General features: G+C 74.6%; 19 protein-coding genes. 14 read left to right on the top strand and 5 right to left on the bottom strand.

Annotation, left to right across the window (positions count from 1 at the left end):
* Positions 1–72 precede the first annotated feature (72 nt).
* On the top strand, positions 73–768 hold the full coding sequence (locus ACIBAI_RS18645; RefSeq protein WP_399035525.1) for a response regulator: 696 nt from the start codon (positions 73–75) through the stop codon (positions 766–768).
* A 31-nt stretch (positions 769–799) separates the two neighbouring features.
* On the opposite strand, the gene ACIBAI_RS18640 is transcribed toward ACIBAI_RS18645, so the two are convergent.
* The gene (locus tag ACIBAI_RS18640; RefSeq protein ID WP_399035523.1) at positions 800–1,822 is read right to left on the bottom strand and encodes a Gfo/Idh/MocA family oxidoreductase; all 1,023 of its coding nucleotides are present in this window, start codon (positions 1,820–1,822) and stop codon (positions 800–802) included.
* A gap of 129 nt (positions 1,823–1,951) precedes the next feature.
* Here ACIBAI_RS18640 and ACIBAI_RS18635 point away from each other — a divergent pair, with 129 nt between their 5' ends.
* The 8 genes from ACIBAI_RS18635 to ACIBAI_RS18600 all read left to right on the top strand — a co-directional run bounded on the left by ACIBAI_RS18635 (position 1,952) and on the right by ACIBAI_RS18600 (position 12,718).
* On the top strand, positions 1,952–2,689 hold the full coding sequence (locus ACIBAI_RS18635) for a GntR family transcriptional regulator (protein WP_399035771.1): 738 nt from the start codon (positions 1,952–1,954) through the stop codon (positions 2,687–2,689).
* 197 nt (positions 2,690–2,886) lie between these two features.
* On the top strand, positions 2,887–3,891 hold the full coding sequence (locus tag ACIBAI_RS18630) for a sugar ABC transporter substrate-binding protein (RefSeq protein WP_399035521.1): 1,005 nt from the start codon (positions 2,887–2,889) through the stop codon (positions 3,889–3,891).
* Complete coding sequence (locus ACIBAI_RS18625; RefSeq protein WP_399035519.1) at positions 3,888–4,928, top strand: ABC transporter permease; 1,041 nt, start codon at positions 3,888–3,890, stop codon at positions 4,926–4,928. The genes ACIBAI_RS18630 and ACIBAI_RS18625 overlap by 4 nt, the downstream gene beginning before the upstream one ends.
* Positions 4,925–5,719, top strand: coding sequence for an ATP-binding cassette domain-containing protein (locus tag ACIBAI_RS18620; protein WP_399035517.1), 795 nt, complete (start codon positions 4,925–4,927; stop codon positions 5,717–5,719). Before ACIBAI_RS18625 ends, ACIBAI_RS18620 begins: the two co-directional genes overlap by 4 nt.
* Positions 5,720–5,839: 120 nt before the next feature.
* Positions 5,840–6,988, top strand: coding sequence for an ROK family glucokinase (locus ACIBAI_RS18615; RefSeq protein ID WP_399035515.1), 1,149 nt, complete (start codon positions 5,840–5,842; stop codon positions 6,986–6,988).
* On the top strand, positions 6,985–7,563 hold the full coding sequence (locus ACIBAI_RS18610) for a sugar kinase (RefSeq protein WP_399035514.1): 579 nt from the start codon (positions 6,985–6,987) through the stop codon (positions 7,561–7,563). Before ACIBAI_RS18615 ends, ACIBAI_RS18610 begins: the two co-directional genes overlap by 4 nt.
* Positions 7,564–7,676: 113 nt before the next feature.
* Positions 7,677–10,517 (top strand): DEAD/DEAH box helicase, encoded by a 2,841-nt coding sequence (locus ACIBAI_RS18605; protein WP_399035513.1) that lies wholly within the window; start codon positions 7,677–7,679, stop codon positions 10,515–10,517.
* A complete protein-coding gene (locus ACIBAI_RS18600) occupies positions 10,514–12,718 on the top strand; it encodes an SWIM zinc finger family protein (protein WP_399035511.1) in 2,205 nt (734 codons plus the stop codon). The genes ACIBAI_RS18605 and ACIBAI_RS18600 overlap by 4 nt, the downstream gene beginning before the upstream one ends.
* A gap of 74 nt (positions 12,719–12,792) precedes the next feature.
* Here ACIBAI_RS18600 and ACIBAI_RS18595 read toward each other — a convergent pair whose 3' ends face one another.
* Positions 12,793–13,155, bottom strand: coding sequence for an STAS domain-containing protein (locus ACIBAI_RS18595; protein WP_399035509.1), 363 nt, complete (start codon positions 13,153–13,155; stop codon positions 12,793–12,795).
* Positions 13,152–14,447, bottom strand: coding sequence for a PP2C family protein-serine/threonine phosphatase (locus ACIBAI_RS18590; RefSeq protein WP_399035507.1), 1,296 nt, complete (start codon positions 14,445–14,447; stop codon positions 13,152–13,154). Before ACIBAI_RS18590 ends, ACIBAI_RS18595 begins: the two co-directional genes overlap by 4 nt.
* 473 nt (positions 14,448–14,920) lie before the next feature.
* Here ACIBAI_RS18590 and ACIBAI_RS18585 point away from each other — a divergent pair, with 473 nt between their 5' ends.
* Positions 14,921–15,481, top strand: a complete 561-nt coding sequence (locus ACIBAI_RS18585; protein WP_399035506.1) for an HdeD family acid-resistance protein — start codon at positions 14,921–14,923, stop codon at positions 15,479–15,481.
* A 315-nt stretch (positions 15,482–15,796) separates the two neighbouring features.
* Here the strand turns inward: ACIBAI_RS18585 and ACIBAI_RS18580 are convergent, their stop codons facing one another.
* Positions 15,797–16,180, bottom strand: coding sequence for a hypothetical protein (locus tag ACIBAI_RS18580; protein ID WP_399035505.1), 384 nt, complete (start codon positions 16,178–16,180; stop codon positions 15,797–15,799).
* Positions 16,181–16,422: 242 nt separating this feature from the next.
* Between ACIBAI_RS18580 and ACIBAI_RS18575 the strand changes: the two genes are divergently transcribed.
* From ACIBAI_RS18575 to ACIBAI_RS18565, 3 genes are all read left to right on the top strand, one after another.
* Entirely contained in the window at positions 16,423–17,403 is a 981-nt protein-coding gene (locus ACIBAI_RS18575; RefSeq protein WP_399035503.1) for a ferric reductase-like transmembrane domain-containing protein, read from the top strand.
* Between the two features lie 330 nt (positions 17,404–17,733).
* Positions 17,734–18,096, top strand: coding sequence for a YciI family protein (locus ACIBAI_RS18570; RefSeq protein WP_399035500.1), 363 nt, complete (start codon positions 17,734–17,736; stop codon positions 18,094–18,096).
* On the top strand, positions 18,093–19,379 hold the full coding sequence (locus ACIBAI_RS18565) for an RNA polymerase sigma factor (RefSeq protein ID WP_399035499.1): 1,287 nt from the start codon (positions 18,093–18,095) through the stop codon (positions 19,377–19,379). The genes ACIBAI_RS18570 and ACIBAI_RS18565 overlap by 4 nt, the downstream gene beginning before the upstream one ends.
* A 192-nt stretch (positions 19,380–19,571) precedes the next feature.
* Here the strand turns inward: ACIBAI_RS18565 and ACIBAI_RS18560 are convergent, their stop codons facing one another.
* Positions 19,572–20,537, bottom strand: a complete 966-nt coding sequence (locus ACIBAI_RS18560; RefSeq protein ID WP_399035497.1) for a glycoside hydrolase family 6 protein — start codon at positions 20,535–20,537, stop codon at positions 19,572–19,574.
* A gap of 208 nt (positions 20,538–20,745) precedes the next feature.
* Here ACIBAI_RS18560 and ACIBAI_RS18555 point away from each other — a divergent pair, with 208 nt between their 5' ends.
* Positions 20,746–21,759 (top strand): LacI family DNA-binding transcriptional regulator, encoded by a 1,014-nt coding sequence (locus ACIBAI_RS18555; protein ID WP_399035495.1) that lies wholly within the window; start codon positions 20,746–20,748, stop codon positions 21,757–21,759.
* The last annotated feature ends 181 nt before the right edge of the window (positions 21,760–21,940 follow it).

Below are 21,940 nucleotides of genomic sequence, written 5' to 3'. Positions count from 1 at the left end.
GCGGGCCGGAGCGGGGCCGGCTGCCGGGACGACCGCGGCTCCGCGCGGCCCCCGGCGTGATTACGTAAGCCCATGACTGCGATCAGAGTGCTCCTCGTCGACGACGACCCCCTGGTGCGGGCCGGGCTGTCCTTCATGATGGGCGGCGCCGACGACATCGAGATCGTCGGTGAGGCCGCCGACGGCGACGAGGTCGAGGCACTGGTCGACCGCACCCGCCCGGACGTCGTGCTCATGGACATCCGGATGCCGGCGGTGGACGGTCTGACGGCCACGGAACGGCTGCGCGGCCGCCCGGACGCCCCGCAGGTCGTGGTGCTCACCACCTTCCACGCCGACGAGCAGGTGCTGCGGGCCCTGCGCGCGGGCGCCGCCGGATTCGTCCTCAAGGACACCCCGCCCGCCGAGATCCTCGACGCCGTGCGCAGGGTCGCGGCCGGCGACCCCGTCCTGTCGCCCGCGGTCACCCGCCGGCTGATGGAGCACGCGGCCGGCTCCGCCGACACCCGGCGCGTCCGGGCGCGTGCCCGGATCGCCGCCCTCAACGAGCGCGAGCGCGAGGTCGCCGTCGCGGTCGGCCGGGGCCTTCCCAACGCGCAGATCGCCGCGGAGCTCTTCATGAGCGTCGCCACGGTCAAGGCCCACGTCTCCCGCGTCCTCGCCAAGCTCGGCCTCGGCAACCGGGTCCAGATCGCGCTGCTGGTGTACGACGCGGGACTGCTGGAGGAGCACGAGGAGCACGAGGAGCACGAGGGGGGCGGGCGCTGACGGCCCCCGGGACCGCCCGCCCCCGCGCCCCTCACCCGGCGACGGACTCGGCGGCCCCCGCGATCTCCGCCAGGCGCACCGGCCTGCGCTCCCGCCGGGACAGCTCGCAGGCCTCGGCGATCCGCAGGGCCTGCAGCGCCTCGCGCCCGTCGCAGGGATTGGGCCGCTCGCCCCGGACGACCTCCACGAACGCGTTCAGCTCCGCCGCGTACGCCGGGCCGAAGCGCTCCAGGAACCCCGGCCACGGCTTGTCCGCGGCCGGCGGCCCGGTCGGCTCGGTGGACGCGATCGGCGTGCGGTCGTCCAGCCCGACGACGATCTGGTCCAGCTCCCCGGCCAGCTCCATGCGGACGTCGTAGCCCGCGCCGTTCAGCCGGGTCGCGGTGATCGCGGCGAGCGTGCCGCCGTCCAGGGTGAGCAGGGCCGCGCCCGTGTCGACGTCCCCCGCCGCGCGGAACATCGCGGGCCCGGCGTCGGACCCGGCGGCGTACACGTCCACCACCTCGCGCCCCGTCACCCAGCGCAGGATGTCGAAGTCGTGGATCAGCGTGTCCCGGTACAGCCCGCCGGCCTGCGGCAGCCGCGCGGCCGGCGGCGGCTCCCGTTCGCCGGTCACCGCCCGCACGGTGTGCAGCCGGCCGAGCCGCCCGGACCGCACCGCCTCGCGCGCCCCCGTGTAGCCCGTGTCGAAGCGGCGCTGGAACCCCGTCTGCAGGACCGTCCCGGCCGCCTCCACCTCGGCGAGGGCGTGCGACGTGCCCGCCAGGTCCAGCGCGACGGGCTTCTCGCAGAACACCGGGAGCCCCGAGCGGGCCGCCCGGCCGATCAGTTCGGCGTGGGCCGACGTCACCGTCGTGATCACCACGGCGTCCACGCCCCAGCGGAAGATCTCGTCCACTCCCGGCGCCGCCGTCTCGCCCAGCCGGTGCGCCAGCTGCTGTGCCCGCGCCGGGTCCGCGTCGGTGAGGATCAGGGAGCCGACGTCCCGGTGGCGGCTGAGCGTGCGGGCGTGCAGGGTGCCGATGCGGCCCGTGCCGATGACCCCGATGCGCATGGGAACAAGGTGCGGGCCGGACCCGCGCGCTGTCAATCCATATGTCAGGACAACCGGACTACACGACTTCCCGTCAACAGCGCACGGAGCTACGCTCGGGCCGTGCCGAAACCAGAAGTGGACCCGACCGTGTCACTCGACCTGAGTGTGGACCGCAGCAGTCCCGTGCCGCTGTACTTCCAGCTGGCGCAGCAGCTGGAGGCGGCGATCGAGCACGGCGTGCTGACCCCCGGCAGTCTGCTCGGCAACGAGATCGAGCTCGCCGCCCGGCTCGGCCTGTCCCGGCCCACCGTCCGCCAGGCCATCCAGTCGCTGGTCGACAAGGGACTGCTCGTGCGCCGCCGCGGAGTCGGCACCCAGGTCGTGCACAGCCAGGTCAAGCGTCCGCTGGAGCTCAGCAGCCTGTACGACGACCTGGAGGCGGCGGGTCAGCGCCCCGCCACGAAGGTGCTGGTCAACACGGTCGTCCCGGCGGCCGCCGAGGTCGCGGCCGCGCTCGGCGTGGCGGAGGGCGACGACGTGCACCGGGTCGAGCGGCTGCGGCTGGCGCACGGGGAGCCGATGGCGTACCTGTGCAACTACCTCCCGCTCGGCCTGATCGACCTGGGCACCGACCAGCTGGAGGCCACCGGCCTGTACCGGCTGATGCGCGCCGCCGGGATCACCCTGCACAGCGCCCGCCAGCGCATCGGCGCCCGCGCCGCCACCGCCGCCGAGGCCGAGCGGCTCGGCGAGCAGGAGGGCGCCCCGCTGCTCACCATGCAGCGCACCACCTTCGACGACACCGGCCGCGCGGTCGAGTTCGGCACCCACACCTACCGGCCGTCCCGCTACTCCTTCGAGTTCCAGCTGCTCGTACGGTCCTGAGCCCGGCCCCGGCCGCCCGGACGGCCCCGACTTCGTCGCAATGTCCGGACAAGGCGACCGGCTGCTCCTCCCCGGCCGCCGGGTGCCCGGCCCCCGTGCCCGACAATGGGGCGTTTGGGACTGGTGAGGTCAACACCGTCATCAGTCCCTCGCACATGTCAGAACACGGCAGGACACGGCAAGAAGGGCACGGCCTCGTGGCACGGTTTCGGACCTGGGTAGGCATCGCGGTGGCGGGGGCGCTGACCCTCTCCCTCGCCGGGTGCAGCAGCACCGGCGGCAAGCGCGCCGAGGACGCCCGCAAGGCCGCGGCGGCCCAGGGGAGGGCGGCGGTGAACACGCCCCGCTGGACCTTCGCGATGATCACCCACTCGGGCGACGGCGACACCTTCTGGGACATCGTCCAGAGCGGCGCCGAGCAGGCCGCCGTGAAGGACAACGTCGACTTCCTCTACTCCCACGACGACGAGGCGCACCAGCAGGCGCAGCTGGTGGACGCGGCCGTCGACAAGAAGGTCGACGGGATCATCGTCACGCTCGCCAAGCCCGACGCCCTGCGGGCCGCGGTCGCCCGCGCCCGGAAGGCGGGCATCCCGGTGGTCACCGTGAACTCCGGCTCGGCCGAGTCCCGGGAGTTCGGCGCGCTCACGCACATCGGCCAGGACGAGACGATCGCCGGCGAGGCGGTCGGCGAGGAGCTGGACGAGCGGGGCCGCAAGAAGGCGCTCTGCGTCCTGCACGAGCAGGGCAACGTCGGCCACGAGCAGCGCTGCGACGGCGTGGCGAAGACCTTCGACGGCACGGTCGACCGGCTGTACGTCAACGGCACGAGCATGCCGGACGTGCAGTCCGCCATCGAGGCCAAGCTCCAGGCCGACAAGAGCGTCGACGCGGTCGTCACGCTCGGCGCCCCGTACGCCGACACCGCCGTACGGGCCCGGCGGGACGCGGGCAGCGACGCCGAGGTCGCCACCTTCGACCTCAACGCCAAGGTGGCCGCCGGCCTGCAGGACGGCACCCTCGCCTTCGCCGTCGACCAGCAGCCCTACCTCCAGGGCTACGAGGCGGTCGACCTGCTGTGGCTGTACAAGTACAACGCCGACGTCCTCGGCGGCGGCAAGCCGGTGCTGACCGGGCCGCAGATCATCACCAAGGACGACGCGGCCGCGCTGGCCGAGTACACGAAGCGGGGCACCCGATGAGCACCACGACCGGCACCACCCCCGAAGAAAGGTTCCTGCGCACGCCTTCGCCGCAGCGGCTGCTCAGCCGCCCCGAACTGGGCGCGGTCGTCGGCGCGATCGCGGTCTTCCTGTTCTTCGCCCTGGCCGCCGACAGCTTCCTGCGCGCCTCCAGCATCAGCACGGTCCTGTACGCCTCCTCCACGATCGGCATCATGGCCGTCCCGGTGGCGCTGCTGATGATCGGCGGCGAGTTCGACCTGTCCGCGGGCGTCCTGGTGACCTCCTCGGCCCTGGTGTCGTCGATGTTCAGCTACCAGATGACCGCGAACGTCTGGGTCGGCGTCGGCGTCTCCCTGCTGGTCACCCTCGCGATCGGCGCCTTCAACGGCGTCATGCTCACCCGTACGAGGCTGCCGAGCTTCATCGTCACGCTCGGCACCTTCCTGATGCTGACCGGCATGAACCTCGGCTTCACCAAGCTGATCGACGGCACCGTCTCCACCAAGACGATCGCCGACATGGAGGGCTTCCCCTCCGCGCACGACGTCTTCGCCGCCACCCTCACCGTCGGCGGCGTCGACTTCAAGATCACCATCGTGTGGTGGCTCGCCCTCGTCGCCGTCGCCAGCTGGATCCTGCTGCGCACCCGCGCCGGCAACTGGATCTTCGCGGTCGGCGGCAACCAGGACGCGGCCCGCGCGGTCGGCGTCCCCGTGCGCAGGACCAAGATCGGCCTCTACATGGGCGTGGCGTTCGGCGCCTGGGTCTCCGGCCAGCACCTGCTCTTCAGCTACGACGTCGTCCAGTCCGGCGAGGGCGTCGGCAACGAGCTGATCTACATCATCGCGGCCGTCATCGGCGGCTGCCTGATCACCGGCGGCCACGGCAGCGCCGTCGGCTCGGCGGTCGGCGCGCTCCTGTTCGGCATGACCAGCAAGGGCATCGTCTTCGCCGAGTGGAACCCCGACTGGTTCAAGTTCTTCCTCGGAGCGATGCTGCTCCTCGCGACCCTGCTCAACGCCTGGGTCCGCAAGCGCGCGGAGGCCACCAAGTGACACAGACCGCACCGCGTACGGCGCTCGTCGAGCTGTCCGGCGTCGGCAAGTCCTACGGCACCGTCCGGGCCCTGGAGGGGGTGTCGCTGGAGGTCCACGCGGGGGAGATCACCTGCGTCCTCGGCGACAACGGCGCGGGCAAGTCCACCCTCATCAAGATCATCGCCGGTCTGCACCGGCACGACGCCGGCGTCCTGCGCATCGAGGGGGAGGAGACGCGCCTGTCCTCCCCGCGCGAGGCCCTGGACCGCGGCATCGCCACGGTCCACCAGGACCTGGCCGTCGTACCGCTGATGCCGGTGTGGCGGAACTTCTTCCTCGGCTCCGAGCCCCGCAAGGGCGTCGGCCCCTTCCGGCGCCTGGACGTCGGCCTCATGCGCCGGACCACCCGCGCCGAACTGCTGCGCATGGGCATCGACCTGCCGGACGTGGACCGGCCCATCGGCACCCTCTCGGGCGGCCAGCGCCAGTGCGTGGCGATCGCGCGGGCGGTCCACTTCGGGGCGAAGGTCCTGGTCCTGGACGAGCCGACCGCGGCCCTGGGCGTGAAGCAGTCGGGGGTGGTGCTGAAGTACGTGACGGCGGCCCGGGAGCGGGGCCTGGGCGTCGTGCTGATCACCCACAATCCGCATCACGCGTATCTGGTGGGGGACCGGTTCGTGCTCCTGAAGCGGGGCACGATGGTGGGCAACCACACACGGGACGACATCACGCTGGACGAGCTGACCCGGCAGATGGCCGGCGGCAGTGAACTGGACGATCTGCGGCACGAGCTGGAACGCGCTCCGTAGGGGCGCGGCTCCGCCGGCGCGGGCGCGACCGGCCCGGGGCGCCCGCGCCGGCGGACATCACACGTCCCCGTCGCCGCCCCTTACGGTGTCCGCCGCGAGGGTGAGGCAGAATCGGCCCCGATGAGCACCTACCGCGACCTCACCGCCCCCATCGGCTCCCGCCGCGCCCCCGTCCTGCGCACGGTCGGCACGAGGGAGCGCCGCTCCCATCTGACGGCGCCCCGCGTGCCGACCGTGGGCATCGACATCGGCGGCACCAAGGTGATGGCGGGCGTCGTCGACGCCGACGGCAACATCCTGGAGAAGCTCCGCACGGAGACCCCGGACAAGTCCAAGAGCCCGAAGGTCGTCGAGGACACCATCGTCGAGCTGGTCCTGGACCTGTCCGACCGGCACGACGTGCACGCGGTCGGCATCGGCGCGGCCGGCTGGGTGGACGCCGACCGCAACCGCGTCCTGTTCGCCCCCCACCTGTCGTGGCGCAACGAGCCGCTGCGGGACCGCCTCGCCAGCCGCCTGTCGGTGCCGGTGCTCGTCGACAACGACGCCAACACCGCCGCCTGGGCCGAGTGGCGCTTCGGCGCCGGCCGCGGCGAGGACCACCTCGTCATGATCACGCTGGGCACCGGCATCGGCGGCGCCATCCTGGAGGACGGCCAGGTCAAGCGGGGCAAGTACGGCGTCGCGGGCGAGTTCGGGCACATGCAGGTGGTGCCCGGCGGCCACCGCTGCCCGTGCGGCAACCGCGGCTGCTGGGAGCAGTACAGCTCCGGCAACGCCCTGGTGCGGGAGGCGCGCGAGCTGGCCGCGGCCGACTCCCCGGTGGCGTACGGGATCATCGAGCACGTCAAGGGCAACGTCTCCGACATCACCGGCCCGATGATCACCGAGCTGGCCCGCGAGGGCGACGCCATGTGCATCGAGCTGCTCCAGGACATCGGCCAGTGGCTCGGCGTCGGCATCGCCAACCTCGCCGCCGCGCTCGACCCGTCCTGCTTCGTCATCGGCGGCGGCGTCTCGGCCGCCGACGACCTGCTCATCGGCCCCGCCCGCGACGCCTTCCGCCGCCAACTCACCGGCCGCGGCTACCGCCCCGAGGCCCGCCTCGTCCGCGCCCAGCTCGGTCCCGAGGCCGGCATGGTCGGCGCCGCCGACCTGGCCCGCCTGGTCGCCCGCCGCTTCCGCCGCGCCAAGCGCCGCCGGGTGGAGCGCCACGAGCGCTACGAGCGGTACGCGAAGGCCCGCCGTACGATCCGGGAGTCGCTGTGACGGAGTCCCTGCCGCCCCGGCCCGCCCCACCGAAGCCGCACCCGCCGGCCGAGGAACGCCGGCACATGATCCGCCGCAGGGCGCTCACCCTGCTCATCATCGTGCTGCTCATCGGCATCCCGGCGGGCTACCTGGTGATCTCCGCCAACCAGAGCCGCAGCAGCGGCAAGGACAAGGAGGAGAAGTACTCCGCGACCGGGCTGACCGCGGGCTGGCCGTCGAAGCTGCAGCGCCGCCTGTACCAGGTGCCGGTGCCGCACCCGTCCGGCAAGGTCGCCCACTACGAGACGAACAACTGGAAGACCAGCCGTCTCTACGTCCAGTTCGAGACCACCTCCGCCGGCCTGGACGCCTTCCTGGCGGGCGTCGGCGTCGACCGGGGGGACCTGAAGCGGGGCGCCGTCACCATCGGCGACCGCGACCAGCGGGTCACCGGCTGGCGGTTCACGGGCCCCGGCCCCTGGTGGGGCCTGGTCCACCGGCAGAAGAACCCGCTGCCCACGCGGGACATCGTGGTCAACCTGGCCGACCCTGCCTATCCGATGGTGTACGTCGTCTCGCGCACGGTGCCCTGACCGTCCCGCACGCGATGTCCTGACCGGGACCGGCCCGGGACCGGTTGTCAGACCCCGCCCGTACAGTCGTAGACGTCTGATCCGGCACACGGGCGGGAGGGGTGACAAGGCGCATGGGCGGCACGGCCGCGGTGGACGAGCGAGCGAGGGCGGCGGGGGAGTCCGGGCCGGCCGTTCCGGTCCGGCTCGCGGCCGTCTTCCTGCCCGCGCCCCTCCCGCGCGAGGGCCGGATCGCCTTCTGGGACCCCGAGGGCGGTGAGCTGCCCGCCGAGGACACACAGCTCACCGTCGCACGACGGCACGGCACCGGAGCGCGGCGCAGGACGACCCCGGCGCTCACGCTCCCGCTCGGCGAGGCGCTGCCCCTGCTGGTGCGCGCCCGGCACGACCCGGCCGCCCACCCCGCCACCGCCTGCTGGGGCGCGGCCGCCCTGCACGCCCTGCGGCTCGCCGCGCGCGGACGGCTGCTGCCCGGCCTGACGGCCGACGGGCACGACGCCTGGCGCGCCGGCCCCCTGGACCCGGACGACGTGGCGCACCTGCGGGCGGTGGCCGCCGCCCTGCCCCCCGAGGGCCACGCGGTCCCGCTGCCCGGCGCGGGCCCGCTCCGGCTGCCGGAGCCGGAGGCGCTGATGCGCTCCTTCCTGGACGCGGTCGCCGACACCCTGCCCCGCACCCCGGCCGCGCCGTACGCGGCGGGCAGGCCCTTCGCGGCCCCCGGACCGCAGCACCTGCCGGGCGCCCGCGACTGGGCCGCGGAGGTCGCCGCCGGCATGGACGCGGGCGTGCGGATCTCGCTGCGCCTGGACCTGTCGGCGTACGACGTCTTCGACGACGACGGCAGCGGCGTCCGCAGCGCGGGCGCCGCGATCGTGCAGGTGCACAGCCTCGCCGACCCCACCCTCGTCGCCGACGCGGCGGCCCTGTGGGCGGGGGAGGCGGACGCGGCCTTCGGTCCCCGCGCACGCGTGGACGCGGCCCTCGCGGTGCGGCGCGCGGCCCGGATCTGGCCGCCGCTGGAGCGGCTCGCCGAGCAGGACGCGCCGGACGTCCTGGCGCTGTCCGAGGCCGAGCTCGGCGATCTGCTCGGCGTCGCCGCCGCCCGGCTCGCCGCGGCCGGCGTCGCCGTGCACTGGCCCCGGGACCTGGCACGGGACCTCACCGCGACCGCGGTCGTGCGGCCCGCGCCCGGCTCGGCGACCGACGGTACCGGCTTCCTCGAGAGCGGGGAGCTGCTCCGCTTCCACTGGCAGCTGGCGCTCGGCGGCGACCCGCTCACCGACGCCGAGATGGACGCGCTCGCCGAGGCCCACCGCCCGGTCGTACGGCTCCGGGACCGCTGGGTGCCGGTCGATCCCGCGCTCGTCCGCAAGGCCCGCAAGCGCGAACTCGGCCTGCTCGACCCGGTCGACGCGCTGTCCGTCGCGCTCACCGGCAGCGCCGAGGTCGACGGCGAGACGGTCCAGGCGGTGCCGGCCGGCGCGCTCGCCGCCCTGCGCGACCGGCTCACCGCCGGGGTACGGCCGGCCGAGCCGCCGCCCGGCCTGCACGCCACGCTCCGCGACTACCAGCTGCGCGGCCTCGCCTGGCTCGACCTCATGACCTCCCTCGGCCTCGGCGGCTGCCTCGCCGACGACATGGGCCTCGGCAAGACGATCACCGTCATCGCCCTGCACCTGAAACGGGCCCGCAGCGAGCCGACCCTGGTGGTCTGCCCGGCCTCGCTGCTGGGCAACTGGCAGCGGGAGATCGCCCGGTTCGCGCCCGGCGTCCCCGTCCGCCGCTTCCACGGCCCGGACCGCGCCCTGGACGACCTGGCCGGCGGCTTCGTCCTCACCACGTACGGCACCATGCGGTCGGCGGCGCCTGCGCTGGCCCGGCAGCGCTGGGGCCTGGTCGTCGCCGACGAGGCGCAGCACGTGAAGAACCCGTACTCGGCCACGGCGAAGGCGCTGCGCACGATCCCGTCCCCCGCGCGCGTCGCGCTCACCGGCACGCCGGTGGAGAACAACCTCTCGGAGCTGTGGGCCCTGCTCGACTGGACGACACCGGGACTCCTCGGCCCCCTGAAGTCCTTCCGCGCCCGGCACGCGCGCGCGGCGGAGACCGGCGAGGACGAGGAGGCGGTGCGGCGCCTGGCCCGCCTGGTCCGCCCGTTCCTGCTGCGCCGCAGGAAGTCCGACCCCGGCATCGTCCCCGAACTGCCGCCCAAGACGGAGACGGACCACCCGGTGCCGCTCACCCGGGAACAGGCCGCGCTGTACGAGGCGGTGGTGCGCGAGTCGATGCTCGCCATCGAGGCCTCGCGGGGCATGGCCCGCCGAGGCCTGGTGCTGAAGCTGCTGACCGCGCTGAAGCAGATCTGCGACCACCCGGCGCTGTACCTCAAGGAGGACCACCGCCGGGGAGGCGACCGGCTCGCCGCCCGCTCCGGGAAACTCGCCCTGCTGGACGAGCTGCTGGACACGCTGCTCACGGAGGACGGCTCGGCGCTCGTCTTCACGCAGTACGTCGGCATGGCCCGCCTGATCACCTCCCATCTGGCCACCCGAGCCGTCCCGGTGGACCTGCTGCACGGCGGCACGCCGGTGCCGGAGCGCGAACGCATGGTGGACCGCTTCCAGAGCGGCGCGACCCCCGTCCTGGTGCTGTCCCTCAAGGCCGCCGGCACCGGCCTCAACCTCACCCGCGCCGGCCACGTCGTCCACTTCGACCGCTGGTGGAACCCGGCCGTCGAGGAACAGGCCACCGACCGCGCCCACCGCATCGGCCAGACCCAGCCGGTGCAGGTCCACCGCCTGATCACCGAGGGCACCGTCGAGGACCGCATCGCCGAGATGCTCCAGTCCAAGCGCGCCCTGGCCGACGCGGTCCTCGGCTCCGGCGAGTCGGCCCTCACCGAACTGACCGACCGCGAGCTGTCCGATCTGGTCTCCCTGCGGAGCACGTCATGACCCCCCGCCCCGCCGACGAGGCCCGCCGCGCCCTGCGGGAGGCACGCGCACGCCAGGAGGCGGCGTCGGAGGCGTCCCCCGAAGACCGGGAGCGGGCGCCGGAGGCGCTCGGGGACCGGAAGCGGGTGTCGCGGGCGGCCCCGGACCGGGAGCGGGCACCCGGCGACCGTACGTACGGCGGCGGTGAGCCGGCGCCCGGGACGGCCGCACGCGGCGGCCGGGTCCCGGAGACGCCCGCGGCCCCGGGCGGACCCGCCGCGCCCGGACGTCCCGGGCCCCGCCCCGGCGACGCCGCCCGCGCGGCCCTGCGGCGCGCGGTGTCCGCCGGGCGCGCCTCGGCCGGGGGCGACGCCGACGCGGCCCGGGACACGGCCGCCGACGCCTCCGGGGGAACCGGCGGCACGGCGGGGGACACCCTCCGTGCCCCCGCGGACGCGGCCCGCACCGACGACGTGGCGGACCCCGCCTCCCGGCCACGGCCGGCCACGGCCGGAGCACCGGGCGCCCGCCCCGGGGACGCGGCGCGGGAGGCACTGCGGGCAGCCCGCCGCGCGGCGCTGCGGGACCGGACCGACGACGGGGACCGGGCCGACGACGGGGACCGGGCCGCCGGGGCCGGGCACCGCCCGGCCCGTCCCGCCCCGGCCGCTCCGCGGGTCCAGGACGCCGAGGGCCGCGCCCGTGATCTGCGGGAACTGCTCGCCGGCACCTTCCGGGCGCCCTCCGACGACGCGGCCCCGGACCGGAGCGCCCCGGACACGCGTGACCGGCACCGCACGGCGACCCACGACCCCGGCGCCGCCCTGCCCCGCGACGGCCGCGTCACCCCGCACCACCCCGACCGGGCCCACCCGGCACGCCCCCGCCGGTCCCCTGCGGCACCCCCGTCCGCCGACGCCCCCGCCGCCCCGTCCACGCCTGCGCGCGTCCCCGCCTCCATGGCCGCCCCCGGGCGGGACGGCGAGCTGCGCAGGACCTTCCCGGCCTTCCCGCCCCGGGCGTCGGCCGGGCAGGGCTTCGCCGGGACGTGGTGGGGGAACGCGTGGGTGACCGCGCTGGAGGAGGGCGCCCTGGACCCCGGGCGGCTGGCGCGGGGACGCGGTTACGCCGAGCAGGGGCACGTCGACGCCATCACCGTGACGCCCGGGCTGGTCCTGGCGTACGTCCGCGGCAGCCGCCCGCGCCCGTACCGCGTGCAGGTGCGGCTGCGCACGCTCGACGACACCGGCTGGGAGCGGTTCCTGGACGCCGCCGCCGAACGGCCCGGGCACATCGCCGCCCTCCTCGACGGGAAACTGCCCCAGTCCCTCGCCGACTGCGGCGTCCCCCTGCTGCCCGGCCCCGGCGACCTCGTCCCCCGCTGCAGCTGCCCCGACTCGGGCCACCCCTGCAAGCACGCCGCCGCCCTCTGCTACCAGACCGCACGCCTGCTCGACGCCGACCCGTTCGTGCTGCTCCTGCTGCGCGGCCGCGGCGAACGCGACCTGCTGGACGCCCTGTCCCGGCTGAGCGCCGCCCGCGCGGCCCGCGCCGCGCGGGACAAGGAACCCGAGCCGCTCCCCGGCGTACGGGCCGGCGACGCCCTGGCCGCCCGCGCGCTTCCGCCCCTCCCGCCGCCGCTGCCCGCACCCGCGCACCCCGAGCAGCCCCCGGCCTACCCGGCCGCCCCCGGCGGCCCCGATCCCCTCGCCCTCGACCAGCTCGCCACCGACGCCGCCGCCCGCGCCCACGCCCTGCTCACCACCGGCCGCGACCCGGTCGGCGGGCTCACGCTGTGGCAGGACGCCGTCCGGCTCGCCGCGGCCCGCCCCGGCTCCGGACTCACCGCCGCCACCCGGGCGTTGTACTCCTCCCTCGCCTCCGCCGCCGGCCGCACCCCGGCCGAACTGGCCCGCGCGGTCGCCGCGTGGCGGCAGGGCGGCCCGGAGGGACTCACCGTCCTCGAGGATCCGTGGGACCCGCCGGCCGGCCGCTTCGACCGCGCTCGGCCCCTCCTCCTCGCCGCCGGCCTGCCCGCCTTCCGCCCCTGGCGCAACCGCCTCACCCACCCCCAGGGCCACCTCCAGCTCCGGCTGGGCCGCGACGGCCTGTGGTACGTCTACGAGTCGGAGCCCGGCCGCGACGACTGGTGGCCCCGGGGCACCCCCGGCCCCGACCCGGTCGGCGCCCTGACGGGCCTCGGCGTCATAGGCGTCGTATAGGCACCGGGCACCGGGGGGACCGGGCGCGGGCGGAGCGGCACGTGCCCGTGCTCCGCTCCGCCCGGTCCCGTCGGTCAGCGGATGTCCGGGGGCTGGGCCGCCTTGGCCTCGGTGACGCTGGCGTACAGCGGGAAGACGGTGTCGGCGCCGGTCAGACGCAGCATGCGCATGATCCGGCCGGCGGGGGCGGCCAGGGTGAGGCGGCCGCCGTTCTCGTCGGCGTGGCGGCGCAGCCGCAGCAGGGTGTTGAGTCCGGAGGAGTCGCAGAAGGTGACGCCCGACAGGTCCAGGATCACGTAGGGGTGGTCGTCGATCAGGGCGGTGGCCCGTGGGTGGAAACCGGCGACGGTGTGCAGGTCCATCTCCCCGCGCGCGGCGGCGACGGCGAGCGGGCCGCGGGTTTCGACGACGTCCAGGTGCAGGCCGCTGCTCGTCATGGGGTCCTCCCGCCGTCGTCGGCCGGTGCGGGACGGGCGGGTTCGGGCACCCCGCCCAGGTCGGCCGCCTCCTCGGTGGGACCGGGGCGGGGGCCGAGCCATTGGCAGAACAGCACGGTGGCGTCGTCCTGGAGCCGGCCGTCGTGGTGCTCCAGCACCGCGCGGATCACCCGGCGCAGGGTTTCGGGGACGGACAGGCCGTCGGCGTGGTGCCGGATGAGGAAGTCGGTGAAGTGCTCGAGGCCGAACTGGGCGTCTCCCGTGCCGCCGGCTTCGGTGATGCCGTCGGTGTAGAACACGACGCGGTCGCCGGGCTGCAGCTGTTCGCGGCACAGGTGGCTGTCCAGGCCCAGATCGGTGCCCATCGGATGGGCGGGCGGGCACCGCAGATGGGTGGTCCACCGGCTGCCCCGGATGATCACCGGCGGGTGGTGGCCGCGGTTGACCCACGACAGCGTCCCGTCCCGGGTGTCCAGCGTGGCCAGGATGCCGGTGACGTAACGCCGCTGGCCGTACTGCTCGATCAGTGCCGCTTCCGCCGCCTCCCCGCAGGCGACCAGGTCGCCTCCATGCCGGCGGGCGTTGCGGCAGGCGCCGACGGCCAGGTTGGCGGACAGGCCGGCGGCGGTGTCGTGCCCCATCGCATCGAAGATCGACAGATGGACCAGCGGGCCGTCGGTGGCGTAGTCGAAGGCGTCCCCGCTGATCTGGTAGGCCGGTTCCATCGTCGCGGCGATCACCACCCGCCCGTCGGCGTACACCCGGGGCGGCATCAGCTGCCACTGCATCTCCGCCGCCACGTTCAGCGGCTCGGCCCGCTCCACCCGGGCCAGGAAGTCGCTGCTCTCCCGCCTGCTGTGGAGGATCAGCGCGAGCAGCGAGGCCAGCCGCTCCATGCCCTCCCGCGCGAGCTCGTCGTCGTGGACCGCGCTGACCCGCAGCACGCCCAGGCGCTCGGTGCCGTCCAGCAGCGGCACCCACCAGTCACGGCCCTCCTCCCCCGCGGGTCCGGCCGGCAGGATCTGCCCGTGCTGGAAGGCCCGCCCGGCCACGGTGCCCTGGACGGACAGCTGCCTGTCGTCCTCCTCGGCGCCCGCGCCCTCCGCGGCCAGCAGCCGCAGCACCCGCCGCTGCAGATCCGCCAGGTAGATCAGCACGCGGGGAAACCCCGCCGCCGCGGCGTTCTCGGACGCTCTGGCCGGCAACAGCTCCACCGGCGTCAGATGGCTGTCCGCCAACAGGCCCGACAGCATCCGCCATCCGCCCGCTTCCCTGCCCAGTCCGGAGGACACCACGTCACTCTCCCGCCGGAAGTCGGGCACGCCCCCGGCGGACGTACCCGCGTCCACTGCCACGGCTACCCGTAATCGCCGCTTGCGACCATGACCGCCGTACGCCCGTGGCCGGCCCCGCGCCCGAGGGCGTCGCGGGGCACCTCTCCCGGCGGCCGTCGATCCGGGCGGCGGGCTCCGCCCTCGGGTGACAGGGGCGCCGCGATGGGCGGGAAGCCGGGGACGGGACGCCTCGCGCACCCGGCCGGACCGGCCGGTTCCAAACCCGCCCGTGCCGGGACCGGGGTGCCGGTCCGGCCGGGCGGGGCGGGGGAGCGGGCCGCGGCCGTGTCCGCAGGCGGCACGGGCCCCGTCCCGCCCGCGGACGACGCGCGGCGCGGGGCGGCCGCCCGGGGGCGCACGTTTCCGGCCGATACGGGCGGCCCCACGGGGGTACGAGGGAGGACCCGTCCGGTCGAACGAAAGGTGAGGGTGTGCGGCGGCAGCTGAGGTGGACGCTGGTCCTGCGCGGGGCGGCGGCTGTGTCGTTCGGGATGATGGCGCTGGTGTGGCCGGGAGTGACGGCGTCGGCGCTGGCGCTGCTGTTCGGCGTCTACGCACTCGTCGACGGCGCGGCTCTGCTGGTGAGCGCCTTCCACCGGGAGGGGGACAGGACGCACCGCCTGGCGCACGCGGCCGGAGGCGCCCTGGGCGTCGCGGTCGGCGTGACCGCCATCGCCTGGCCGGGCATCACCGCGCCGGCGCTGGTCGTCCTGGTCGGTGTCTGGGCCGTGACCACCGGCGTCGCGGAGATCTGGGCAGCGGTGCGTTTCCGCCGCGAACTGCACCACGAGTGGTCGCTGTTCCTGGCCGGCGCCGCCTCGGTCGTCGCCGGGGCGCTCCTGTGGGCCCGGCCGGACGTGGGCGCGATCATCCTCGCGCAGATCGTCGGCGTCTACGCGCTGCTCTCCGGCGGGCTGGCGCTGGCCGCGGCCCGGCGGCTGCTCGGCGCCACCACCGCGGCCCGCCCGGCCCGGCACGCCCGGCACGCCTAGGAGTCCGACGCGCCGGCCTCCCCGAGCGGGGCCGTGGTCCTCCGCCGGACGGTCCCGGTGTCCGGGGCCGGGGATTCGGGGTCCAGTTCCCGGACCAGGCGATGGAGCAGGCGGCGGAGGGTGCGGCTGTCCCTTTCCGGGAGCGCCGAGGTCGTCCCGGTCCCGATGCGGCCGGCGCCCGTACGGCGTCACGGAGCGGAGGGCGTCCTACGGCACCTCCGGGTGCACCGGACGTCTTTCCCGGCGGGGGCAGGGGACTCCACCAGCACCCGCGGCATCCCCCGAAGGGTTCCCGCGACCCGCGAGGAGACCGCCCTACGCCGACTCGCCTCCCACCCTTGCGACGATGATCTCCCGGAGCACCGGCCAGAACCTCCTGTCAGCAGCGGGATGGGTCCGACGACTGACGGCCTCCCAGTAGTCGAGGACACGGACCACGAACCGCCACTGCTTCCGGGTCAACGTCACGGTGACACGTTCGTCGTTCGGCGGCCATCTGCCGGATCCGGGTACACCCGGTGTCCAGCCCGCCACCTGGCTCCAGCCGGCTTCGCGAACAGCGTGACCCATCTCGATGATGTCGTCGCGGCCGTCCTCCGCCGCTGTCGAGACCTCGTTGTCCATGCCGCCGTCGATGTGGTGCCACTGCAGCATCGTCATCTCCACGGACACGTCCACGGCCGACTCGTCGCATGCCATCGCGGGCCATCGTCGCCATGGGCTCCGCTCTGCGTCAACGGCCTGCGCCGTCACCGAGCGGCGCGGCGGCGGGTCCTCGGGCGGTTCGCGGGCGGGCGTCGCAGCCCCGGGGCGGCCCGGCCGGCCCCGGAAGCCACTCTGGCCGGATGTGACCTCGGTACTCCCGGCCACTTCGGCCACACTGGTTCCTCCCACCGCCCGCGCACACCGCCCGTCGGTGTCCCGCGCCCGGAAGGCCCAGGATGCTCCCAGAGACGCCGCAGGACGACGGCACGGCCCCGCCCGCCCGTGACAGGCGTCCGGCCGACCGCGTCGCCCTGCGCGCCGACCTGCGGGCCGCGCTGCCCGACGCGAGCGCGGCGGTCGTGGTCACGGCGGCCGTCTTCGCGTTCCTGTACGCGCGCATGGAGTGGGGCGACTCGGCGACGACCGCGGTCATGCCGTTCATGGACGATCCCGGCACGTACTGGATGTACCTGCTCAGCCAGGCGTTCGGCTGGTCGGGCCTGCTGTGGGCCTGGGGCACGGTCATGCTCGGTCTGCTGCTGTCGGGGCCGCGCCCCGCCCGGCTGCCGGTCTCCCGGCAGGTCCTGGAACGCTGGCACCGCACCACGAGCCTGACCACGACGGCCCTGATGTTCGCGCACGCGCTGATGTTCGCGGCCGAACTCGTCCGCTACGAGGCCCGGCTGGCGTGGGCCGAACGCCTGTGGGCGGGATTCGCGGACAGCTTCGTGCCCGGCTGGTACGACTCGGGCACCGGCCGGATCGCCATCCCGATCGGCCAGGGCGCCCTGTACCTGGCGATCCCGCTCGGCCTGCTGTTCTACGTCCGGCACCGCATCGGGGCGAACACCTGGCGGCGCCTGCACCGCTTCGTGATCGTCGTGTACGTGCTGAGCGTGTGGCACACCCTGCTGTACGGGACCAACGTCTGGTACGGCGGATGGCCGCGCACCGTGCTGTGGCTGCTGCAACTCCCGGTCGCGGCCCTGCTGCTGGCCCGCCTGCTGCGACCCGCCCGGCGGGCCGAGCGACTGGGCGCGCCGCGGCGGCGCGAGGGCGTGTCGCTGCCGGGCTGGGCGGTGCGGGCCGCCGGCCGGGCGGCCGCCGGGGCCGTCGTGGTGGGTCTGGTCGTCGTGGTGGCGTCCGGCCACGACGGCGGCCGGGAACGCCCGGCCGAACCGCCCTCGACGAGCCCGCACGCCCCCGAGCCCGGGTGATCCGCGGCAGCCGGGAGACGCCGACCGGCCGACCGCGACGGGCCGCGGAAACCGCCCGACGGCCGGTGCACCACCCGGCTGTGATCGGGCGCCGGCGCACAGGTCTGTCCGCCGAGCCGGGCGCACGCGAGTGCACGGACGGCTGTCCCCGTCGAGGAAAGACCGGATAGGTTGATCATTTGTGTCACGAGGGGGCGTGGGGAACCGCCTTCGGCCCCGCAGAAGAAAAGCCGAAGAAAGCTGTCGTCGGATGTCGAGAGCTCGTCTCCGGCTCCGACCGGGGGATGACAGCGCGCCGACGGGGCGCGCGGGACCGAGGGGACACCCGGGATGAAGTACGTCGCGATGATCTACGGCAACCAGGCCAAGTGGGACTCCTTCCCGGCCGAGGCATGGCCGGAGGCCATCGCCAGGCAGGAGGCGTTCAACCGGAAGTACCGGGAGACCGGGGAGCTCGTGGGCGCCTACGGCCTGGCGGACGCGGCCAACGCCCGGCTCGTGCGCCGCAAGGACGGAGCCCCGGCGGTCACCGACGGGCCCTACCTGGAGACCAAGGAGTACATCGCCAGCTTCTACCTGCTCGACTGCGGGAGCGAGGAGCGCGCGCAGCAGATCGTGGCGGACATGCCCTTCGCCGATGTGGAGCCGGTCGAGCTGTGGCCCGTCCTGCACGAGTCCGCGGCGGACGCGTGAGCGTGGATCACGGCGTCGAGGACCTGCTGCGCGAGCTGGCGCCGCAGGTCCTCGGTGCGCTGCTCCGCCGGTACGGCGCCTTCGACGCGTGTGAGGACGCCGTACAGGAGGCCCTGCTCGCCGCGGCGCTGCAGTGGCCCGCCGAAGGAACGCCGGACAACCCGAGGGGCTGGCTGGTCACCGTCGCCTCACGCAAGCTCGTGGACCACGTGCGCAGTGAGCAGGCACGGCGGCGCCGCGAGGACCGCATCGCCCTGGCCACCCCGCAGGCGGAACTGCTCAGCCGAGCCGCCGACGCCGAGCCGGACGCCGACCGGGACGACTCCCTCGCGCTGCTGTTCCTGTGCTGCCACCCGGCGTTGTCCGCGCCGAGCCGGATCGCTCTGACGCTGCGCGCGGTCGGCGGCTTGACCACCGCCCAGATCGCCGTCGCCTTCCTGGTCCCGGAGGCGACCATGGCCCAGCGCATCAGCCGGGCCAAGCAGACCATCAGGACCTCCGGCATACCGCTGCGCATGCCCGAGGCGGCAGACCGTGGCGAGCGGCTGCGCGAGGTGCTGCACGTGCTGTACCTGATCTTCAACGAGGGATACACCACCACGGACGGCGCCGACCTGACCGCGCCCGCCCTGTCGGCCGAGGCCATCCGGCTCACCCGGCTGCTGCACCGCCTGCTGCCCGACGACGCCGAAACGGCAGGCCTGCTGGCACTGATGCTGCTCACCGAAGCACGCCGTCCCGCTCGCACCGGCCCCGCCGGTGACCTGGTGCCGCTGGCGGAGCAGGACCGCAGTCAGTGGGACCGCCGGCTCATCGCCGAGGGAACCGACCTGATCGGCAGGACCCTGCCGCGAGGGCGGATCGGCCCCTACCAGATACAGGCCGCCATCGCCGCCGTCCACGACGAGGCCGACCACGTCGACACCACGGACTGGCAGCAGATCCTCGCGCTGTACGAACTGCTGGAGCACATCGCTCCCAACCCGGTGGTCACCCTCAACCGCGCGGTCGCCGTCGCCATGGTGCACGGTCCCGCCGCCGGACTCGACCTGCTCGCGACCCTGCGATCCGACAAGCGCATGGCACGCCACCACCGTCTGCTCGCCACCAGGGCCCACCTCCTGGAGATGCTCGGCCGGCACGACGCAGCGGCGGACGTTTACCGCGATGCCGCCCGGCGTGCCCTCAGCGCACCCGAACGGCGCCACCTCACCTCCCGCGCGGCACGCCTCTCCCCGGCAACGAGCAGACCGGCAACGCCCGAACCGACCGGCAACGCCTGAGCTGATTCGGCCCTGCTGACCGAGACGCGCCGCGCCGGCCTGCTGGGACTGGACGACTGCTCCATGGCCGGATCGCACGTCCAGGCCCTCGAAGGGGGGATCACGTCGGCCCCTCTCCGATGAGGTGGCCGGGGGAGTGCCCGCCGCCCCGGCGGACTGCCGGTCGCCTGTGCGGGCGGCGGGAGTCCCGGATCAGTAGCCGTAGACCATCTTGTAGGCGACCTCGGGGAGGAACTGGCCGGCCGTGGAGCCGGTTCCGACACCGCAGTTGCCGTCGGACTCGCCCGGGGTCTTGATCCACAGGAGCATCTCGGCGCCTCCGCCCGTCTGGGTGGGCGTGCCGATGCGGCGGCCGGAGGGGTTGCACCACTGGCCGTTGGAGCCGTTGCCGTTGCGGCTGGTGTCCACGACGAACGGCTTGGTGTAGCCGTAGCGGGCGGCCAGTTCGTTGTTGACGGCGTTGCCGTAGGCGGTGTTCTCGGCGGTGGTGATGTAGTTGGAGACGTTGAGCGAGAAGCCGTGGGCCTGTCGGAGGCCGGCTTCGTGGAGGCGCCGGGCCATGGTCGCCGCGTCGGCCCAGCGCGGGTTGCCGGCGTCCATGTAGACCCAGGTGTTGGGGGCTTGGCGGTTGAACTCGGCGAGGGCACCGGTGAGCATGGCCTCGCGCTCGTCGATCTGGGCCTGGGTCATGCAGCCGTAGTCCCCGAGGGAGTCCGGTTCGAAGATGACGACGGCCGGGCGGGCCGCGATGCCTCCGGCGAACTGGGAGATCCAGCTGGCGTAGGCGGACGGCGAGGCGGCTCCGCCGGCGGAGTGCCCGCCGCAGTAGTCACGGTGGTAGATGTTGTAGGCGACGAGGATGGGCAGCTTGTCCCGCTGGTCCGCCGCTCCGACGTAGGCACCTGTTGCGGTGCCGATGGTGCCGCTCCAGGAGCCGAACCAGCGGGCCATCGGTGTGTTGGCGATGGAGGCGTTGATCGCGGCGGCCCGGCCGTCGCCGGGGTTGGCGGCCACCCACCGCCTCGCGCTCGAGTCGGGGTCCACGTAGAACCCGTTGGTCATGGTGGTGGGGTCGGCCGCGTGGGCGGAGGGTGCGGCGGCGAACGCCAGCGGCAGAGCACAGAGCGCTGCCATCAGGGTGCGGAGTCTGCGGCTCAAGACAGTACCTCGGTTTCGGAGGAGGTGCGCTTTGGGAGCGCTCCCACTGGAAGCGGTCCCAATCGTGTGGGTGGGTGGTTGGGCTGTCAATGGTCGGCGCAGCATTCGACTTTCACAGAAGGGACGCAGGTCCTGTAGACCACTGCACTGGAAGCGCTCCCATCTCTGCGTCCCTGAGCGCTCCCCGCCTGTGAAAGACTCACGAGCCATGGCAGAAGCAGCGCCGCGTCGGCATCCGACGCTCGACGAGGTGGCCGAACGCGCCGGTGTTTCCCGCTCCGTGGCCTCCCGCGCCCTCAACAACGCCCCGCACGTCAGCCGCGCCAAGCGCGAGGCCGTCGAACGGGCCGTGCGGCAACTCGGTTACGTACCCAATCCGACCGCCCGCGCGCTGGCCACCCGTCAGACGGGAGCGGCCGCCCTGGTCGTCTCGGGAGAGGACCCGTCGATCTTCGCTGATCCGTTCTTCGCCCGGGTGATCGTGGGAGCGTCGGCCGCCCTGGACGAGGCGGACCTGCATCTGATGCTGTGCCTGGCCGCTTCCGACCGGGGCCGCAAGCGGGTGGAGGAGCTCCTGCGGTCCAGGGGCGCGGACGGTGTGATGCTGATGGCGCTGCGCGAGGACGATCCGCTGACCCGGATGGCCGACGAGGCGCGGATGCCCGTCGTGTTCGGCGGCCGCCCGGTCGGTTCGGCTCCCCGGTGGTACGTGGACGTGGACAACGTCGGCGGAGCGCGCGAGGCGACCGAGCATCTGGTCTCGCTCGGCCGCAGGCGCGTGGCCGTGATCTGCGGGCGTCTGGACACCGAGGCCGGGCGCGCCCGGTACCGCGGCTACCGGGACGCCATGCTGGGCGCCGGTCTCGATCCGTTCCCGCCGCTGGAGGGGGACTTCACGGAGCGCAGCGGGGCCGCCGCCATGGCCGCGCTGCTGGCGGAACACCCCGACGTGGACGGAGTGTTCGCCGCCAACGACAACATGGCGGTGGGAGCGCTGCGCACCGTGCGGGAGGCCGGCCGACGGGTCCCCGCCGACGTCGCCGTGGTCGGCTTCGACGACCTGACGGTCGCCCGGATCGCCGATCCGCCGCTCACCACCGTCCATCAGCCTGTAGAGGCTCTCGGACGGGAAATGGCGCGCATGCTCGTCGCGCTCGTCAACGGGCAGGACCCCACCCCGCTGGTCCTCCCCACCCGCCTGGCCGTCCGGGCCAGCGCCTGACTCCTCACCGTCCGGGAGGGGCGGGTCCCGGTCCGAGCGGGCTGCTCCCGGACGCGGCGCGGGGCGCCCGGGGCGCCGGCCAGGAGGGTCGAGGTCCGGCAGCGGAAGCAGCGACCGCCGTCCGGTCCGGTGGCTCGGGTACTGGTTGCAGCCTGCCTCTTCTTCTGCTGGTGCCGGGTTC

This window comes from Streptomyces sp. NPDC051041 (genome assembly GCF_044456065.1).
Lineage (GTDB): Bacteria > Actinomycetota > Actinomycetes > Streptomycetales > Streptomycetaceae > Streptomyces > Streptomyces glaucus.
Note: the sequence above shows the minus strand (reverse complement) of the source record. Positions and strands in the feature narration are given on the sequence as shown.

Coding starts and splice junctions, on each gene's coding strand:
- ACIBAI_RS18615 (WP_399035515.1), top strand. CDS start 5,840: ATGAGCACCTACCGCGACCTCACCGCCCCCATCGGCTCCCGCCGCGCC.
- ACIBAI_RS18645 (WP_399035525.1), top strand. CDS start 73: ATGACTGCGATCAGAGTGCTCCTCGTCGACGACGACCCCCTGGTGCGG.
- ACIBAI_RS18555 (WP_399035495.1), top strand. CDS start 20,746: ATGGCAGAAGCAGCGCCGCGTCGGCATCCGACGCTCGACGAGGTGGCC.
- ACIBAI_RS18640 (WP_399035523.1), bottom strand. CDS start 1,822: ATGCGCATCGGGGTCATCGGCACGGGCCGCATCGGCACCCTGCACGCC.
- ACIBAI_RS18605 (WP_399035513.1), top strand. CDS start 7,677: ATGGGCGGCACGGCCGCGGTGGACGAGCGAGCGAGGGCGGCGGGGGAG.
- ACIBAI_RS18580 (WP_399035505.1), bottom strand. CDS start 16,180: ATGGCATGCGACGAGTCGGCCGTGGACGTGTCCGTGGAGATGACGATG.
- ACIBAI_RS18625 (WP_399035519.1), top strand. CDS start 3,888: ATGAGCACCACGACCGGCACCACCCCCGAAGAAAGGTTCCTGCGCACG.
- ACIBAI_RS18600 (WP_399035511.1), top strand. CDS start 10,514: ATGACCCCCCGCCCCGCCGACGAGGCCCGCCGCGCCCTGCGGGAGGCA.
- ACIBAI_RS18570 (WP_399035500.1), top strand. CDS start 17,734: ATGAAGTACGTCGCGATGATCTACGGCAACCAGGCCAAGTGGGACTCC.
- ACIBAI_RS18595 (WP_399035509.1), bottom strand. CDS start 13,155: ATGACGAGCAGCGGCCTGCACCTGGACGTCGTCGAAACCCGCGGCCCG.
- ACIBAI_RS18575 (WP_399035503.1), top strand. CDS start 16,423: ATGCTCCCAGAGACGCCGCAGGACGACGGCACGGCCCCGCCCGCCCGT.